The following is a 2695-nucleotide window of genomic DNA, read 5'->3' as shown; positions in this document are numbered from 1 at the left end:
GTAAGCGGCTCATTTAGACCGTCTGTCGCCATTCCTCCGGTTCAGGGAAAATAATGTCCATCATTTATAGCGGACATTATCGCCATGAAATATCGGACCCTGCTCCTCGATGCACTGCGCTTACATTTTGATGAACACCTGTCCCGACTCGACGTCGGTCGGCGGCTTGGGATCCCCAAAAGCACCGTCTGCGATCTCTTTGTTCGCTTCAAAAAGCAGGGAATTAGCTGGCCGCTGCCTGACAGCATGACCTCCGATAAGCTTGAATCACTGCTCTATCCCACACGTATCACGGCGAACATAACCGAGCGCCCGGACATTCCTGAGCCAGTTATGGCGGAAGAGCCCGTTGTGCGCAAGCGGCCACGCCGCCCGAATTTTCCACACGAATTTAAAATCACGCTGGCCGAAAAATCACTGCTGCCTGGCACCAATGTGGCTCAACTGGCGCGGGAACACGGCATTAACGACAACTTGTTGTTTAACTGGCGCAATCTTTATAAGCGAGGACTGCTGCGGCCCCGGGATGACGGCACATTACTCCTGCCGGTTACAGTGGCTGAAACCACGGTGTCTGCTGAGCCATCGGCCCCCGCAGTGTCACAATCTACAGCCAGGGAGCCCTGCTGTGAACTGGAGCTTCCCTGCGGAATACTGCGTATCCGGGGCGAACTGACTCTCGAACTTCTGCGTATGCTCATCGGCGAAATGAAGGCGGGTGCACAATGAGTATGTTGCCATCGGGAACTCGCATCTGGATCGTGGCCGGGATCACTGATATGCGCAACGGGTTTAACGGTCTGGCCTCAAAGGTACAGAATGCACTGAACGATAATCCGTTCTCCGGGCAGGTCTTCATCTTCCGCGGTCGTCGGGGTGATATGCTCAAAGTGCTGTGGGCTGACGCCGATGGCCTGTGCCTGTTTACCAAACGGCTTGAGCGTGGCCGCTTCGTCTGGCCGGTGACCCGTGACGGTAAGATCCATCTGACACCTGCTCAGTTGTCCATGCTGCTTGAGGGCATAAACTGGAAACATCCACAGCGAATGGAACGACCTGGTATACGGATATAACCTGCTGTAAAGTGAGGGAATGGATACCTCACTCCCTGATGATATCGCCCGGTTGAAAGCGCTGCTGCGTGAGCAGATGGCGGCTAACAGGATACTGGCAGAAAACAATCTCCTGCTGTCTCAGCGGGTGGCCTCTTACGCCAGCGAAATTAACCGGCTGAAAGCACTGGTGGTGAAACTGCAACGTATGCAGTTCGGCCAGAGCTCAGAAAAAATGCGGCAGAAGGCCGAACGGCAGATACATGAGGTGCAGGAGCATATCAGTCATCTTCAGGAAGAAATGGCTGACATCCTGGGTGAGCAACCTGACCCGGCACTTCCTCCGGCGCTACGGCAGTCATCGTCACGAAAACCCTTACCAGCCACTCTGCCCCGCGAAATACAAACCATCTCACCGGCAGATAAATGCTGCCCTGAATGCGGTGGGGAACTGCACGCGCTGGGTTGTGATATCTCAGAACAACTGGAGGTCATCAGCAGCGCCTTTAAAGTTATCGAAACCCAGCGTCCCAAGCTTACCTGCGGTCAGTGTGACTGTATAGTCCAGTCTCCCATGCCGTCAAAACCTATCGAACGCAGTTATGCCGGGGCTGGTCTGCTGGCGCGGATCGTCACAGCAAAGTTCGCAGAGCATACGCCGCTGTATCGCCAGTCGGAGATATACGGTCGCCAGGGAGTGGAACTCAGTCGCGGCACACTGGGGCGCTGGTCCGGGGCGGTGAGCGAACTTCTTGAACCTCTGTACGACGCATTACGGCAGTATGTCCTGATGCCGGGTAAGGTGCATGGCGATGATATCCCTGTGCCTGTTCAGGAGCCGGGCAGCGGTAAAACCCGGATCGGACGCCTGTGGGTGTACGTACGTGATGACAGAAATGCAGGTTCGTTAATGCCGCCGGCAGTGTGGTTCGCTTACTCGGCGGATCGTAAAGGTCTTCATCCGCAGCAGCATCTGGCAGGTTACAGCGGCGTTCTTCAGGCAGATGCGTATGGCGGATACCGGGCGCTGTATGAGGAAGGTAACATCACTGAAGCCGCCTGCATGGCACATGCCCGGCGCAAAATCCATGATGTTCATGCTCGTTCACCAACAGCAGTCACGACGGAAGCCCTCAAGCGCATAGGTGAGTTATATGCCATAGAAGCAGAGATCCGAGGTAGTCCGGCAGAAGAACGGCTGGCGTTAAGAAAAGAGCGCAGTGTGCAGCTGATGCAGTCACTGTACGACTGGATCCAGCAGCAGATGGCAACGCTGTCGCGGCACTCAGAGACAGCGAAGGCGTTCGCCTATATGCTGAAGTTATGGGACAGTCTGAACGAGTACTGCCGTAACGGCTGGGTCGAGCTTGACAACAATATCGCAGAAAACGCCCTGCGTTGTGTCGCGGTTGGTCGGAAGAACTGGTTGTTCGCGGGCTCTGACAGCGGTGGTGAGCGTGCAGCGATCCTGTACTCGCTAATAGGAACCTGCCGGCTTAATGGCATAGAGCCAGAAGCGTGGTTGCGGTACGTGATCAGCCATATAGCAGACTGGCCGTCAAACAAGGTACACGACCTGCTTCCCTGGAAGCTCGATCTTAGCAACGTCTAACCGTCAATACGGTTCAGATGAGCCGCTTACG

Annotated in this window: 3 protein-coding genes; all 3 read left to right on the top strand. The window is 55.4% G+C overall.

Features of this window, described 5'->3' with window-relative positions; all coding sequences use genetic code 11:
- Window positions 1-84 precede the first annotated feature (84 nt).
- Genes tnpA through tnpC form a run of 3 tightly spaced genes read left to right on the top strand, consistent with a single transcriptional unit; the run spans window position 85 to window position 2664 of the window.
- Window positions 85-729: an IS66-like element accessory protein TnpA gene (gene tnpA, locus ACI2I2_RS24505; protein ID WP_404660262.1), complete on the top strand. Its 645-nt coding sequence runs from the start codon at window positions 85-87 to the stop codon at window positions 727-729.
- Window positions 726-1073, top strand: coding sequence for an IS66 family insertion sequence element accessory protein TnpB (gene tnpB, locus ACI2I2_RS24500; RefSeq protein ID WP_404660261.1), 348 nt, complete (start codon window positions 726-728; stop codon window positions 1071-1073). The genes tnpA and tnpB overlap by 4 nt, the downstream gene beginning before the upstream one ends.
- Window positions 1074-1092: 19 nt before the next feature.
- Entirely contained in the window at window positions 1093-2664 is a 1572-nt protein-coding gene (gene tnpC, locus ACI2I2_RS24495) for an IS66 family transposase (RefSeq protein WP_404660260.1), read from the top strand.
- Window positions 2665-2695 lie beyond the last annotated feature (31 nt).

The sequence above is a fragment of the Scandinavium sp. NPDC088450 genome (assembly GCF_044900545.1).
Lineage (GTDB): Bacteria > Pseudomonadota > Gammaproteobacteria > Enterobacterales > Enterobacteriaceae > Scandinavium.
The sequence above is the reverse complement of the archived record's forward strand: the minus strand, read 5'-3'. Positions and strand labels throughout refer to the sequence as shown.